Annotated in this window: 12 protein-coding genes; 3 read left to right on the top strand and 9 right to left on the bottom strand. The window is 70.6% G+C overall.

Annotated elements, in window-relative coordinates:
- Nucleotides 1–859: 859 nt before the first annotated feature.
- From G3I40_RS43845 to G3I40_RS43830, 4 genes are all read right to left on the bottom strand, one after another.
- Complete coding sequence (locus G3I40_RS43845) at nucleotides 860–1,132, bottom strand: hypothetical protein (RefSeq protein WP_164560368.1); 273 nt, start codon at nucleotides 1,130–1,132, stop codon at nucleotides 860–862.
- A 180-nt stretch (nucleotides 1,133–1,312) separates the two neighbouring features.
- A complete protein-coding gene (locus G3I40_RS43840) occupies nucleotides 1,313–2,464 on the bottom strand; it encodes an amidase (RefSeq protein WP_164560367.1) in 1,152 nt (383 codons plus the stop codon).
- 258 nt (nucleotides 2,465–2,722) lie between these two features.
- Entirely contained in the window at nucleotides 2,723–3,256 is a 534-nt protein-coding gene (locus tag G3I40_RS43835) for a DUF4232 domain-containing protein (protein ID WP_164560366.1), read from the bottom strand.
- A 152-nt stretch (nucleotides 3,257–3,408) separates the two neighbouring features.
- On the bottom strand, nucleotides 3,409–4,230 hold the full coding sequence (locus G3I40_RS43830) for an NAD(P)H-binding protein (RefSeq protein WP_164560365.1): 822 nt from the start codon (nucleotides 4,228–4,230) through the stop codon (nucleotides 3,409–3,411).
- 87 nt (nucleotides 4,231–4,317) lie between these two features.
- On the opposite strand from G3I40_RS43830, the gene G3I40_RS43825 reads away from it, so the two are divergent.
- Nucleotides 4,318–4,740 (top strand): helix-turn-helix domain-containing protein, encoded by a 423-nt coding sequence (locus G3I40_RS43825; protein WP_164560364.1) that lies wholly within the window; start codon nucleotides 4,318–4,320, stop codon nucleotides 4,738–4,740.
- Between the two features lie 298 nt (nucleotides 4,741–5,038).
- Here G3I40_RS43825 and G3I40_RS48055 read toward each other — a convergent pair whose 3' ends face one another.
- Nucleotides 5,039–5,173 (bottom strand): hypothetical protein, encoded by a 135-nt coding sequence (locus G3I40_RS48055; RefSeq protein WP_275410345.1) that lies wholly within the window; start codon nucleotides 5,171–5,173, stop codon nucleotides 5,039–5,041.
- Nucleotides 5,174–5,175: 2 nt separating this feature from the next.
- Nucleotides 5,176–5,457, bottom strand: coding sequence for a hypothetical protein (locus G3I40_RS43820; protein ID WP_164560363.1), 282 nt, complete (start codon nucleotides 5,455–5,457; stop codon nucleotides 5,176–5,178).
- 604 nt (nucleotides 5,458–6,061) lie between these two features.
- Between G3I40_RS43820 and G3I40_RS43815 the strand changes: the two genes are divergently transcribed.
- On the top strand, nucleotides 6,062–7,552 hold the full coding sequence (locus tag G3I40_RS43815; RefSeq protein ID WP_164560362.1) for a carboxylesterase family protein: 1,491 nt from the start codon (nucleotides 6,062–6,064) through the stop codon (nucleotides 7,550–7,552).
- Between the two features lie 333 nt (nucleotides 7,553–7,885).
- On the opposite strand, the gene G3I40_RS43810 is transcribed toward G3I40_RS43815, so the two are convergent.
- Nucleotides 7,886–9,331 carry an MFS transporter gene (locus G3I40_RS43810; RefSeq protein ID WP_164560361.1) on the bottom strand — a complete coding sequence of 482 codons (1,446 nt, stop codon included), beginning with the start codon at nucleotides 9,329–9,331 and terminating at the stop codon, nucleotides 7,886–7,888.
- Nucleotides 9,332–9,475: 144 nt separating this feature from the next.
- On the opposite strand from G3I40_RS43810, the gene G3I40_RS43805 reads away from it, so the two are divergent.
- A complete protein-coding gene (locus G3I40_RS43805) occupies nucleotides 9,476–10,039 on the top strand; it encodes a TetR/AcrR family transcriptional regulator (RefSeq protein ID WP_164560360.1) in 564 nt (187 codons plus the stop codon).
- 9 nt (nucleotides 10,040–10,048) lie between these two features.
- On the opposite strand, the gene G3I40_RS43800 is transcribed toward G3I40_RS43805, so the two are convergent.
- Complete coding sequence (locus tag G3I40_RS43800) at nucleotides 10,049–12,088, bottom strand: AAA family ATPase (protein ID WP_164560369.1); 2,040 nt, start codon at nucleotides 12,086–12,088, stop codon at nucleotides 10,049–10,051.
- Between the two features lie 375 nt (nucleotides 12,089–12,463).
- On the bottom strand, nucleotides 12,464–14,350 hold a 1,887-nt coding region (locus G3I40_RS43795; RefSeq protein ID WP_164560359.1), incomplete at its 5' end, for a type I polyketide synthase.

Raw genomic sequence — 14,350 nt, 5'->3', positions numbered from 1 at the left:
CCAGCCAGGACCACACCGTCCGCTTGTGCACCCCCACCACACCCGCGGCCATCCGCACATGCGCCGTCGTCAACTCCCCCGACGCGCGCAGCCGCAGCAACTCACGCACCGCGGCAGGCCGCAACTCGTCCCGATGCCGACCCAGCCCCTCATCCCCAGCCCCGACCCCAGGGACGTCGCCGTCCGCCGTCACCGCAGCCGACACACAGGCCACGAACGAACCAGCAACCGAGCAGCGATCACAGTGACAGCCTCCATGACGTCAACTACCGCCCCACACAGGGCAGTTCACGTCACGCCCGTGACAGACGCGACGAATGAGACGCTAAGGCCGACACTCCGACAAGAGTCCCCGCGATCACTTGGACGAGTGACAAATCCCCGTTCCACTCACCACGCCACACCCCCATGCGCTACAGAGCACAACCCAAAGGAGATCCGGCGAACACACCACCAGCCAATCCGGACTCACACCACCACCAAACCCGGAACACCACCACCAACACCAACCACCCGAAACACCCGACGACCAGCACAAAAAAGCCCCCGCCTCAATGGCGAGGGAACTCGGACACCCCAGTGCCACCTTCCCCGATCCTCACAGCTCTTCCACCAGAACAAGCTGGCGGTGGATTGGCTTCCTCGGTCTCGATGTGTGAGTGAGCTGACGTCTGGTCAGGTCCGTTGGGTGGCACAGATGTTGGGGTGTTCTGAGCGGGTAGCTTGGCGGGGGCTGGCGGTGGGCGAACGCTACGGCTGGCCTCCCCTGAAGTGCGGTCAGAACCAACTGAACTCTCATTCACACCTGTCGCGCCGAAGTCCGAGCATCGCCTCGGCAGCAGGTCCTAGTGGCAAGGTGCTACGAACAGAGTCCGTCTTCTGCGCGTTCCGTAGCAGCCGCTGCCTCGGCGAGCGTACGGACGACGAGGAGCGCCGTCTCCTCGTCGTGGATGCCCGTCGCCTCGCCCTGTTCCGCGATTATTTGCGCTGCTGCGTGTGCCGTGATGTGTGCCAGGGAGTACTCCCCCAATACCAGATCACGTCCGATGGTTTCGATGACGGTGTCGAGGGCGGGGACGACGTCGTACAGGTTCTTGCCGTGTGCCCACATGGCTTTCGGGTCCTCGGTCATGAGAGAGATCTTCTCAAGGACGATGGGGTCTAATGGCGACGGGCGGTGCAGTGGTCGACGAGCTGGTGTTGGGGTGGCACAGGAATATGTAGTTCTCGAATAGCGGCCGTGGGCGGTGCAGGGTCCTGGATCTATATTCACGGCCGGCTGTGCGGGTGCTTTTCGAGGCCGTTGTCGCCGTCATAGTCGCTCGATGGCGGCTGCGAGTGTGAGGAGGTTCTGTTCGTGGCCGCGGCGGGCGATCAGTTGGAGTCCGACCGGTTCGCCTGCCGGTGTCAGTCCGGCTGGCAGGCTGATGGCCGGGTGTCCGGTGATGTTGAAGGCCCAGGTGAGGGCCACGCTCATGGTGTGTCCGGGCCCGTCGTGGCCGTGTGGTGTGTTCGGGGTGGTCGGGGTGGCGAGCAGATCGACGGTGTCGAACAGTTGGTCCACTGCCGCGGTCAGGGCGGCCGCCTGGCCGGTGGCGTTTGCTGCGTCGTGCGTGGAACGGCTGCGCATTGCGTGCCAGCAGGGGGCGGGGTTCGGCAGGGTCACCTTGGTGTCGCTTAGGTGCAGTGTGTCGGTGGCTGCGGCTTCGGTGAGTCGGGCGTGGGCGGTGGCTGCTACTGATGCGGTGGTCTTGGCGAATCCCAGGGTTGCTGACCAGGCGGTGCGCGGTGGCGTGGTGGTGGCGGGTTGGCGTCGTAGTGTCGTGTCTCCGGCTAGTACGGCGAGGTAGGCGGCGGTGTCTGCCACGGTGCGTGCGAGGGGGCCGGAGGTGTTGAGTCCGGCTCGGTCGCGTGCGGGGACCAGGCCGTTGGTGGGTTTGAGGCCGATGATCGAGCACCAGGCGGCGGGGATGCGTACGGAGCCGGCTCCGTCGCTTCCGGTGGCCAGCGGTACCAGGCCGGCCGCGACGGCGGCTGCGGAACCGGCCGAGGATCCGCCCGGGCTCCAGTCGGGGTGGTGTGGATTGAGTGTTGGCCCGTTGTGGGTCGCTCCCCAGGTCTGCCAGTTGGTGCCGGGGCCGGGGGTGGCGGTGGCTCCGACGGGGATGCATCCGGCTGCCATTAGTCGGCGGGTCTGCAGGGCGGTGAGGCCTTCGGTTGCTTTGACCGCCAAGGGCACGCCGGCCAGGGGCAGGGGTTCCCCTTGCCGGATGCGGCGGTCCACGTGTTCCGCTTGCGCGAGGGCTGCTTCGGGCCAGCACTGGGTGAATGCCCGGAGCCGGTCGTCGGCACTGATCCGGGCGAGAGTGCTGACGGTGATGTCGCGGGCCGAGACGGCGCCTGCCCGCACGGCGGCGGCGATTTCGACGGCGGTGACAGTAGTGGTGTTTTCGGTGCCGGTCACAGGGCGGCAGCTGTCTGATGCTGGTCCGGGCCGGGTGGCTGGGCAGGCGGGTGGTCGGGGCCCCTGCTGGGATGTCGATGATCTGTGCGCATCGGGGCCTCTCGGTGGGCGGGAACGGTGTGAGGACAGGATGCGCCGGTCGCGGAGGTCCCGTCGACGTGGTCAGGACGACACCGTGCCCCCTGGCCGCGAGCGTGAGCCGGTGCCCGGACCCACTCCAGCAAGGGGTGGGTCCGGGCACCGGCTCGTGTACGGGGTTCAGGCGGCGGGCGGGGTGTCGCTCCAGGCCGTGAGGGACAGCTTGGCGTTGTCTACCTCTTGCTTGAAGGTGACGGTGCTGTGCGCATTGCTGCCTGTGGGCGATATCTGCAGGTAGTGGGCGGCTGCGGTACCGGCTCCGGTGTGCGTCCACACGAGGTCGGCGTAGGCCGAGTCGCCGGCCTGCAGGGTGACGTCGTGCCGGCCGGGGTCTGTGGCGAAGTAGGTGTCGCCGTGTTCGGTGTGTGTCTTCAGTGCGCTGTGGCCGCTGCCTTCCAGGGCGAGGCCTGCGTAGCCGGAGAGCGTGCAGGTGACGTTGCCGGTGTTGGTGAGCTTCAGGAATGTCCCGGCATGGTTCATGCCCGCCTGTTCGGTGCCGAGCTGCGTGGTGGCCGCCTTCAGGGTGCCGGGCTGGCATTCCTGGGTGGCGTGTGCCGCAGACGATGTGGCGTCGGCTGCGAGAGCCGTGCCCGTTCCTGCGGCGGCCAGAGCGACCGCGGCGGTGGCGGCGAGGGTGATACGCGAGATGGCCATGTTCCGTCCTCCTTGCAGTGCGTGCTCACGTACAGAGGCAGTCGCAACTTCCTCTGCACAGACGCCTTGCCAGGAGGGCCGTCGGCAATGTCACCAGATAGTCACAAGAGGCCAGGGAGGTAACTGCTCGGATTGCGGTGATCGCTTATGTATCACCGCGCCGCGCGGACTGGGCGCATGGCGGCCGCGGTGTTCGCGGCGACGGTGAGCGGGTCGGTGAGCGGTCGGTCGAGGAGTTGGGTCAGGTCGGGGCTGGTGGTGCTGAGGAACCCGTGGCGGACGCTGGTCGCGATCGAGGCGAGCATCGAGGGCTGGAACGGCAGTAGCGTGTTGTCAGCGTGGAGTTGGGCCCGGTACTCCCCGAGTCCGATGGTCCGGTGTGCGACTCCGAGGGCTTCGGCGATGCCGACGGCGGTGATCGGTTCGCCGACCAGGTCGTAGGTCTTGCCGGCGTGTGCGGTCGGGTTGCCGGCCACGGCAGCTGCGGCCGCGGCCAGGTCCGCCCGCGCCACAGCGGCGAGTGCTCCGTCGCCGAACGCCGATTCCACACCGTCAGCGGTCCAGGTCAGGAGTGCGCCGAAGAGTTCGGCGTAGAGCCCGTTGCGCAGGATCGTCCACCCAAGTCCACTGGACTTGATCAGCTGCTCGGTGGCCCGGTGGGCGAGGGCGAAGCCGAGGTGGTCGCCGTCGCCGGCCAGGCTGGTGTACACCACGTGGCTCACGCCGTTGCGCACCGCGGCGTCTACCGCTGCCCGGTGCCGGGTGATGACCTGGTCGTCCTCGGCGTACCCGGCCGAGACGAGGACCAGCGTAGAAATGCCGGTGAGATCGAGGGTCGTGGGGTCGTCGAAGTCGAGTCGACGCTGCCCCTGTGCGGGCGATCGTGTGCCGCCCAGGGCGGGCACGTGGCGCTCAGCCAACTCCTGGAGCGTGAGAGAGGCGAGCTGCCCGTTCGCGCCGGTCACCATGATCATTGTGGTTCTGTCTCCTGCCGTGGTTCTCTTCGGTAACTACGGTGAGATCCTCAACCGGCCCAGGTCGGCCCACAAGGAGGCAGTTTCGTGTCAGTGACGCACACCGAGGTAACCGCTGGACCCGCTGAGCTCGAACCCTGTGGACAGCAGGACCACCCCGACTGCGGGGTCCGCGACGTCCTCGACCGGGTCGGTGACAAGTGGTCGGTCCTCGTCATCGTCGAGCTCGCCAACGGCACACGGCGTTTCCGCGACCTCCAGCGCGCCATCGATGGGATCTCCCAGCGCATGCTGACCCTTACGGTGCGCCGGCTGGAACGAGACGGTCTGGTCCTTCGGACCGTGTATCCGACCGTGCCGGCCCAGGTCGACTACCGGCTCACCGAGACGGGCGCGAGCCTGACACACCTCGTCAAGGCACTCGCCGACTGGTCACTCGAACACCGGGCCCACATCACCCGCGCCCGTGAGACCTACGACAGCGAACACCCCGACCACGAAATCCGCTGACCAGCGAGAACGTCATCACTCTCCTGACCCGCTACAACTGGTGCGGCAGGCAGTCGGCGGGACGTCTGCCGGGGGCTGCCTTTGACCTCGGCGCCAGGCACCCAGCCACGCCGGTCAGCTGGTCGCCCTTGGTACTGGATCACCCGCTGAGCTACTGCGCCGGGCGACGGCATCTGAGACGCCGAGGTGAGGCCCGTGCTCGTGGCGGACGACCCAGGGGGGCGGCTCACAGACGCCCTGCGGGCGGTCCTCCGTGTCCCGCGGGCCGTGTCCACGGGCGTGAGTCGCAGCCCGGGTCTCAGCGCGTGCGTTCCAGCTGTTCCACGCGGCGTGTCAGCGCCTCGATCTGCTTCGCCAGCGTCTTGCACTGGTCCACTGCGGAGTCCGCGCGCTCTTCCGCGCGGCGCAGCCGCTGCTCCTCGGCGGGTGTCATCGTCAGGCGCCGCCGCCGAGCAGGAATCCGCCGCCGGTCACGATGATCTCTGCGATGACCAGGTACTGCTCGTGTGTGCCGTAGCGGATCTGCAGTTCCTGCGAGACGAACGCGCGTCGCGCTCCCTGTCCCTCGTCCACGGTGCCGCGGGCCTCGGGATCACGGGCGAGCATGCCCAGCGCACGGTCGATGACGGAGGCCTGCGCGTCGTTCAGGGAGTGGTACTCCTCGCGGGCCTGCACCGACAGGATCGGCTCAAGGGCAGTGGACTGTGCAGAAGACATGCTGCTGATTGTCTCAGACGCCGCCGGGGCCGGTGCGCGGCCGTCCGAGGACGGCCGGGGTTCTCGTGTGGCGCTGCTGAACAGGGACAACGGCTTCCAGGTGATCGCCACTCAGGGGACGGTACCGACAGATGCCGCGGGAGTGGGCCAGACGCGCCCTCGGCGGGCAGGTGTGTGAGGTTGCCGTGGTGTCCTCCGGTCGTCCTGTCGGGTCCCGGTCACCGCCGCCATGGCGTGGCGGGAGCTTCCCCTGGCGGCTTCGCCCACGGTCGGTGAGCCAGTCGGTGAGCCGATCAGTGTGGTGTGGCTGTCGGCGTGCTCGGTGTGGGCGGCGCGGTGGGGAGCCCGCTGCTGCGGTGAGGCAGGGGGCGGTCTGCGCCGCGAGGGTGGCCGTCCGGAGTGCGGGTGCAGCGCGGCAGTGCCGTCCGGGGGGCCGGTCGCCGGGTTCCGGGCGCATCTTCCTGCCCATAGATAACTAGTACGTGTTGACTAATTTGGTGCGCCGCGAAAGTCTGCGTGGGTCCGGAAGACGCACACGGATCGGAGCACCGATGTACCTCAGTGAGGTCGGCCCCACCCCCGTGACACGACCGAGGCCGGCGTCGTGACCCGGGTCCGCACCGAGAACGGTGTCGTCGAAGGCGCCGAGAGCGACGGGCTGCACCACTTCCGCAACATCCCTTACGCCGCAGCTCCGTTCGGGGCGAACCGGTTCCGTCCCCCGCGCCGGGCGGCGGACTGGGACGGAGTCCGCGATGCCATCACGCCCGGGCCCGCCGTGCCGCAGCCGCCGGAGGACAATCCTCTCGGCGCGCTCTACTCCGCGACCGATACCGGCGAGGACTGCCTCACGCTCGAGGTGTGGACGCCGGATCCCGGCCGCGCAGGACTCCCGGTGATGGTGCACCTCCATGGCGGCGGCTACGTCTACGGCGCCGGTTCCCTGCCCGGTTACAGCGGACGGAATTTCGCGCGCGACGGCGTGGTGCATGTCGGGATCAACTATCGTCTGGGCGTCGAGGGTTTCCTCTACCTCGGCGAGGGCCACGACAATCTCGGGCTGCGGGACCAGTGCGCGGCGCTCGCGTGGGTGCAGCGCAACATCGCCGCGTTCGGCGGTGACCCGGCACGGGTGACGATCTTCGGGCAGTCCGGCGGCGGCGTCAGCGTGATGTTCCAGACGGCCCTGCCCGCTTCCCGGGGCGCGTTCTGCGGGGCCATCGCGCAGAGCGGGTGCTCGCTGGCCTCCGTGGACGCCGACGAAGCCTCGCGCATCACCCGGCAGGTCGCCCGCGGCCTGGGCGTCGCGCCGACCGTGGAGGGGCTGTCGTCCGTCGGCCCGCAGCGCACCGCGGCCGCCTCGTACAAGGCGCTGGCCCGCTTCGCGCTGGGTCTGGCACGCGGTGATCGCCGTGCCTTGCTGCTCAGCCCCTTCCGCGGGGTGCACGGGACGCGGTTCCTGCCGGCGAACCCGGTCGAGTCGGCCGGTCGCACACCGGGTGTCCCTCTGCTCGCCGGGACGGTGCGCAACGAGACCGGGCCGCTGCTCGACGGCATCATGAGCGTCGCGGGTCCCGTGGCGCCGCTGGTGCGGCTGGGCCTGCGGCGCGCGCTGCGGCTGGACCGGTCCACGCTGCGTGCCTACCGCGAGGGCCCTCGGCGCATCCGGGGCCTGGCCGCGCTCGTGGAGGCCGGATGGTCGGACTGGGGGTTCAGGATTCCGACGATCCGCCTCCTGGAAGCGCGGCCCGAGCCGTCATGGCTGTACGAGTTCCGCTGGCAGAGCGAGCAACTCCCGCCGGATTCCGGCTCGTTCCACGCCATCGACCTGCCGTTCGTCCGGGACGATCTGGAGACGGTCATGGCGCAGGGGCAGCCCGCCCTTGATTTGTTCGGCAACCGGCCGCCCGAGGAACTGGCACAGCGCATGCACGCCGACTTCGTCCGGTTCGCCGCCACCGGTGATCCCGGCTGGCAGCGATACGACCGCAGCGACAGGGCGACCATGGTCTACGACACCGGGTCGCGCTGCCTCCAGGACGCCGCGGGCGCCGAACGAGCCGCCTGGGACGGGCGACGCCCGGGTCGCATGTAGACAGCGGCCCGGGCCAGTTGGTGCGTACGGCGGGAATTGCCTGCACCGTCGCGGCGGTGCCGCGTCAGGCGCACCCTTCGCCGACGGCGGCTGCTAGGCAGCGCGTCCATGGGCGTGACGGCCGGCTTGGACAGGCCGCCGGGCGGAGACGCGCTGCTCCTCGGCCCCGCTTCGCCGGGGTGGGCGGATCGGTCAGCGTGAGAGTGTCCGCAACGGGCGTTCCGGACACTCTCACGGGGTGGACCGAAAGGCCTCCCGCCACCGGGGGATCGATTGGCAGGAGGCCTTCCGGCGACTGGTGTCACCGTCAGCTGCTGTGCGCAGGTGCCTCGTTCAAGAGGTGGTGACCACGTCGGGGGCGGTGGAGCGTTGCGGGGCTTCGGTGTCCTTCGCGGGCTTGGACTTCGCCAGCCACAGGCCGGTGAAGACGGCGGTGGCCAGGGTGACGACGCCGGCGGCGAAGAAGGCGCTGTTGAGGCCGCTTTCGAAGGAGGCGCCGCCGGACTGGCGGGAGCGGACGATGGCGCCGAGTACGGCGACGCCGAGTACCGCGCCGATCTGCCGGGTGGTGGTGCTGATGCCTGAGGCGAGGCCGCCCTCCTGCGGGCTGACCGCCTGGATGGCTGCTCCGGTCAGGGGGGACATGGTCAGGGCGAAGCCGGTGCCGACGATCGCGAGACGCCACCACACGTTCCCGTAGCCGGTGTCGGCGTGTACCGCGCCGAGCGCCATGAGTCCGAGGCCCGCGAGGGCCAGGCCGATGGTGACCACGATGCGGAAGCCGTAGCGGGCGGCGAGCCGGCCCGCGTACGGGCTGACGAGCACCATGGCGAGGGAGACCGGCAGGGTCTGGAGGCCGGCGCGCAGGATCGAGCTGCCCTGGACGTACACGAAGAACTGGGAGAAGAAGAACGACGAGCCCATGAGCGCGAAACCGACCACGACCATGGCGGTGTTCGAGACGGTGAACAGGCGCTGGCGGAACAGGCGCAGGGGCAGCATCGGGGCGCGGCGGCGTGCTTCGACGGCGATGAACGCGGCGAGGAGGAGCGCTCCGGCGGTGAAGCTGCCGAGGATCACCGGCGCGGTCCAGCCGCGGGCGCCGCCTTCGATCAGGCCGTAGGTGAGTGCGCCCACGGCCAGCACGGACAGCACGGTGCCGGGGATGTCGAGGGCGGGGGCGTTCGGGTTGCGGGTCTCTTCGAGGGTGCGCAGGCCGACGAGCAGGAGGAGGGCGCCGATGGGCAGGTTGACCAGGAAGATGGCGGGCCAGCCGAAGGCGTCCGTCAGTACGCCGCCGGCCACGGGGCCTGCGGCCAGGCCGATTCCGCTGAGTCCGGCCCACAGGCCGATGGCCTTGACCCGTTCTTGCGGCACGAGGTAGGCGGCGGCGAGCAGGGCGAGTGAGGCGGGGGCGAGGGCGGCGGCGCCGATGCCTTGCAGGATGCGGCCGGCGATCAGCCAGCCGACGGAGGGGGCGATGCTGCACACCAGCGAGGCGGCGGTGAAGACGGCGACGCCGGTGAGGTAGACGCGCTTGCGGCCGAAGCGGTCGGCGAAGACGCCGCCGGTCAGCAGCAGCATGGCGACCAGCAGGACGTACGCGTCGACGATCCATTGCAGGCCGGTCAGTTCGGTGTGCAGGCGGTGCTGCATGTCGGGCAGTGCCGCGCCGACGATGGTGTTGTCGAGCAGGACCATGAACTGGCCCAGGCAGGTCACTGTGAGGAGCACGGCTGGGTTCGATCGACTGCCTGCGGTCGCGGGCGATGCCGCCATGGGGGTTCCTCCCATTGTTTGTTGTGCCTCTCCACGGCCGACGGGGTCAGCCTCTGAACGCTTTAAAGCAGTCAGCGGCTGCCTTAGTCGACTATAGAGAGGGTCGCCCACAAACGCAAGTAACGACTGCGTTAAGGTGGGGGCATGGATGAACGAGAGCGAGTTCGGCGACCCGGAGGACGCAGCGCCCGCGTCGGCGCGCAGGTGCACCAGGCCGTCACCGACCTGATCAATGAGCGCGGCTACGGCAACTTCACCGTCGCCGACGTCGCCGCCCTCGCGGGCGTGGCCGACAGCAGCATCTACCGGCGGTGGGGCAGCCTGGAGACCCTGCTCACCGACGTGGCGCTGACCCGTCTCAACGCGCAGTCGCCGATGCCCGACACCGGGAGCCTCGCCGGTGACCTGCGCACCTACGCGGCCACCGTGGCCCGCGAGATCACCGGACCCGACGGCCTGGCGGTGGTGCGCCTGGCCATCGCCCTGTCCGGCAACGGCCCCCAGGGCCTGCAGGCGCGGGACGGCCTCCTCGCCGAACGCACCCGGCAGTTGCAGTCCATGCTCGATCGCGCCCGCGAGCGCGGCGAGCGGGCACCGGACGCGTTCGGCGTGCTGGATCACGTCCTGGCCCCGATGTACATCCGCGTGCTGTTCGGCATGGAGCTTCCCCCGGGTTACGTCGACGAGCTGGTCGACCGCATGCTGTGATCTCCCCTCTCAGGGCTCGGCCGGGTGCTCCTGCTGGGTGGTGACGGTGCACAGGCGCTTGGTGGCCCGGGTCAGGGCCACGTACAAGTCCCGGTCCCCGCCGGGGCGGGCCGCGATGATCTCCTCGGGGTTCAGGACGACGACCCCGTCGAATTCCAGGCCGCGCGCTTCGGACGCCGGCACGATGCGGGCGTGGTCGGCGATGCCGTGGGCCGTCAGTTCGCCCACCCTGCTGTCGGCGCAGACCACTGCCAGCAACTCCCCCGGGTGCGCGGCGGCCTGGGCGCGCAGTTCCCCGTCGACTGCGGTGACCGCCCCGTCCGCGGGCGTGGTCACGGTGCGAGGGCTTTCCCCGCTGCGCAACGAACGGGTGGGCTTCTGGTCGGGGGCGATCCGCGTGAGCAGGTCCCGCACGCTCTCCAGGATCTCCTGCGTGGTGCGGTAACTGACGGTCAGATTGTGCAGTTTGAAGCGCGGTCCGACGTGGGGGCTCAGCGCTTCCTTCCAGTCGCGTGCGGTCGCGACGGGGCCTGCCTGCGCGAAGTCGCCCACCAGCGTCATCGCCCGCCCCGGACAGCGGCGCACGATCATCCGCCACTGCATGGCGGTCAGTTCCTGCGCCTCGTCGACCACGACGTGCCCGTACGTCCGCGCGGGAGGCCCGTCGACGAGGTGCGCCGCCTCGTCCAGCAGCGGCACGTCGGCATCGGTCCACGGGTCGTCCGGGCCGCGCAGCAGTAGGGACCGTTCCTGCGCGGTCAGCAGGGGCAGGCCCTCGGCGAGGGCGCCGGCGTCCGTCAGGAGCGCCGTGACGAGGTCGGCGGGTACCAGCCGCGGCCACAGGTCCTCGACCGCGCGGTCGACGGCGGCGTCGTCGAGGAGATCGGCTCGGATGGCGTCCAGGTCCAGTTCGTGGACGGGACCCGCCTCGGCGCCTTCGGCCCGGCGCTGGGCGGCTCCGGTGAACCGGTCGAGATTGAGGCCCGTCATCTGCTCGGCCTCGGCGTCGATCTGCTCCAGCAGGTCGCCCATGTCGCGCTGCATCGCGTCGGTGACGGCGTCGACCAACAGCTCCTTGAACACCTGGCGCGCGGGGTTGTGCCCCGGCGCCGCCGCCAGTGCCGCGTCGCGTGCCGCGGCCACTTCCTTCTCGGGCAGGCCCACCGGTTCCTGTCCGACCCGCACGGTGAAGTCGCCGGCGGGGGCCTGGTGGGCGCGCAGTACGTCGGCCAGGGCGGCGGCGAGGTCGGAACTGCCCTTGAGCCGCGCCGTGTCGAACGGGTCGGCCGTGTCCGTGGACACGCCGGCCAGTTCGCGGCAGGTCGCCAGGTCCACGTCGTTCTCCCCGAGCGAGGGAAGGACCTGGGAGATGTAGTCGAGGAACCGGGCGTTGGGGCCCACCACCAGGACGCCTTCCTCCGCGGCGCGCGGGAACGCGTACAGGACGTAGGCCGCGCGGTGCAGGGCGACGACCGTCTTGCCGGTGCCGGGCCCGCCCTGCACGACGGTCACCCCGCGGTGGGCGGAGCGGACGATCTCGTCCTGTTCGGCCTGCAGCGTCGCGACGGCCGCCTGCATGGTGCCCGTCCGCCGTGCCGACAGCGCCTCGGTGAGCGGGCCGTCCCCGACGACGTCCTCGTCGGTCGGGGTGCTCCCGTCGAGCAGTTCGTCGCTCACCGAGACGACCGTGCGCTCCTCCAGGCGCAGGTGCCTGCGCCGCCGCAGGTCCATCGGGTGGACCGGTGTCGCCTCGTAGAAGGGCCGCGCCGCGTTCGCGCGCCAGTCCACGAGCAGCGGCAGTTCGTCCTCCTCCGTGTGCAGTCCGATCCGCCCGATGCGCAGGGCCGTGCCGTCCGTCCAGTCGACGCGTCCGAAGACCAGCCCCTGTTCGGCGCCCTCCAGCCGGCCGATCTCCTTGGCCAGACGCTCGGCGGCGATCTCTCTCTCGTGCTGCTCACCGGCGCTCTCCGCCGGGGCCTTGAGCACACTCGCTCGCTGTGCTCGCGCCGTGGACAGCCGCTCCGTGAGCAACGTGTACAAGGAGGACACGTAATCCCGCTCGGACGTGAGGGCGCGTTCCGCGGGATCAATCGTTTTCGACAACAGGGGGCTCCTTCGGGCGTGGCCGGCGACGGGGCGGCGGGCGGCGTCCCGCCGGTCGGTCGTGACCACAGGGGTGGGGGGTAGGGCGGGCGCCGGTCAGGCGGACCGCGGGGACTTGCCCGACCGTCTGCGTGGGGTCGTGCCCCACGTGGCGGCGGCGCGCGTGAAGTCGTCGCAGGCGCGGCGCAGGCGCCCGAGCACTCCGCGCGGGCTGCCTGGTCTGTCCAGGACTGCCATGTGTCCTCTTTCCTCTGCTTTTCTACGCTTTCGCCTGATGCACTCGGACTTCTTCGGGCCGCGTGGAATCCGACGGTGGGGATGTCAACTGCCGCTGAGGGAATCGAGCCAGTGGCGCAGGTGTGCGGCGGTCTCCGCCGCCTGCTCCTCGATGATCGAAAAGTGATCGCCCTCGATGTGGCCGACCGGTCCGTCGTGTTGCCACGCGGGGACGGGCTCGACGTCGCCGAAGCTGCTCAGCGTCACGGTGGCCCGCAGGTTCAGCGTCGGCGCGGCGATCGGCTCGGCCTCGCGCTCGGCGTATATCCGCACGTAGCCGCCCATGGCGACCAGGCCGTGGTCGTCGACGGGGGTCAGGGCGTTGTCCCGCAGCAGGATCTGCCCCAGTGCGTCGGTGAGCACGCGGCGGTTGAGTTCGACGTCCTGCGGGGAGTAGGTGTCGATCATCGCGACGCCCGCGAGCTCGCCGCCGCCGTCTTCGATCCGCCGGGCGACCGCATGGGCGAGCGCACCGCCGGCCGAGTAGCCGATGAGCGCCACCGGGCCCCGCTCGAGTTCGGACGCGACGGTTGCCGCGAGGCTCTCGATCGCTGCCGCCCATGTCGCCGGCAGGTCGTCGCTCGCGCGCATGCCGGGCAGCCGCAGCGCACTGACCTGCCGCTCGCGGCCCAATTCGCGGGCCAGCCGGGCGAATTGGTGAGGGCCCGACCCCGCCAGGAACGAGGGGATGCAGATCAGCGCCGGTGCCGCCGCGCCCCGCGCCAGGAGCTGCGCCGCCGGGCGCCGCGCGGCCGCCTCGTCGACGGAGTACGACGTCATCAGCTCCGAGCTCGCGCTCAACAGGGGCAGCGCCGCCGCCAGTTCGCCGCGGCGCTGCGCCGCCGACACCAGGTCGGTGAGCGTGCCGCGCACCCCGGCCGGTGCCTGCTCGACCACGCCGGTCTCGGACTCCTCGATCAGCGAGCGCACCAGCTTCGCCACGTCGGCGGCGGTCGCATGGTCGAAGACCAGCGTCGGCGGCAACGTCAGCCCGGTCAGCTGTCCGAGCCGGTTGCGGAACTCGACGGCGCCGAGGGAGTCGAAGCCGAGCTCGGTGAACGGGGCGTGCGGGTCGATCGCGTCACCGGACAGGTGGCCGAGGACCGCCGAGGCGACGTGGCGCACCTCGCGCAGGATCACCCCGTCGCGGTCGGTGTCGGGCAGCGCGGCCAACTGCTGCGCCAGGCCGACGCCCGCGCTCGCGGCAGCCGCGGGAACCTTGATCATGCCGCGCAGTACGGCGGGCAGGGTGCCGCCGCGTGCCAGGTCGGTGAGCGCCGCCGTGTCCAGCAGGGCCGTCGTCGGTGTGGCCCGCCCGGTCGCGAGCGCGTGGTCGAACAGCGCCATCCCGGAGTCCGGGTCGATCGGGATCAGGCCCAGCCTGGCCCGGATCTGGCGGGCGTACTGCTCGGCGCCTTCCCCGCCGAGGATCCCCGCCATGCCGACGGTCCACAGGCCCCAGGCCAGTGAGTGCGCGGGCAGGCCCGCGCTGTGCCGTGCGCGTGCCAGTGCGTCCAGCACGCTGTTCGCGGCGGCGTAGTTGCCCTGGCCCTGGCCGCCGAGCAGCGGCGCCGCGGACGAGAACAGCACGAACGCCGACAGGTCCAGGTCGCGGGTCAGCTCGTGCAGGTGCAGTGCCGCGTCGACCTTCGGTGCCAGCACGCGTGTCGTCCGCGCGGCGGTGAGGGTGTCGAGCGTGCCGTCGTCCAGGACGCCCGCCGCATGGATGACGGCGGTCAGCGGGGCGTCGGTGTCGATGCCTGCCAACAGGTCCTGGACCGCGGCGCGTTCGGTGACGTCGCACGCCGCGACCCGGACGTGGGCGCCGAGGGCGGTCAGCTCCTCGGCCAGTGCGCCGGCGCCGTCCGCGGCGGCGCCGCGTCGCGACACCAGCAGCAGCCGCCGTGCGCCGTGCGAGGTGACCAGGTGCCG

The sequence above is a fragment of the Streptomyces sp. SID14478 genome (assembly GCF_010548525.1).
In the GTDB taxonomy this organism is placed as follows: domain Bacteria; phylum Actinomycetota; class Actinomycetes; order Streptomycetales; family Streptomycetaceae; genus Streptomyces.
This window is presented reverse-complemented; position numbering and strand designations above follow the sequence as displayed.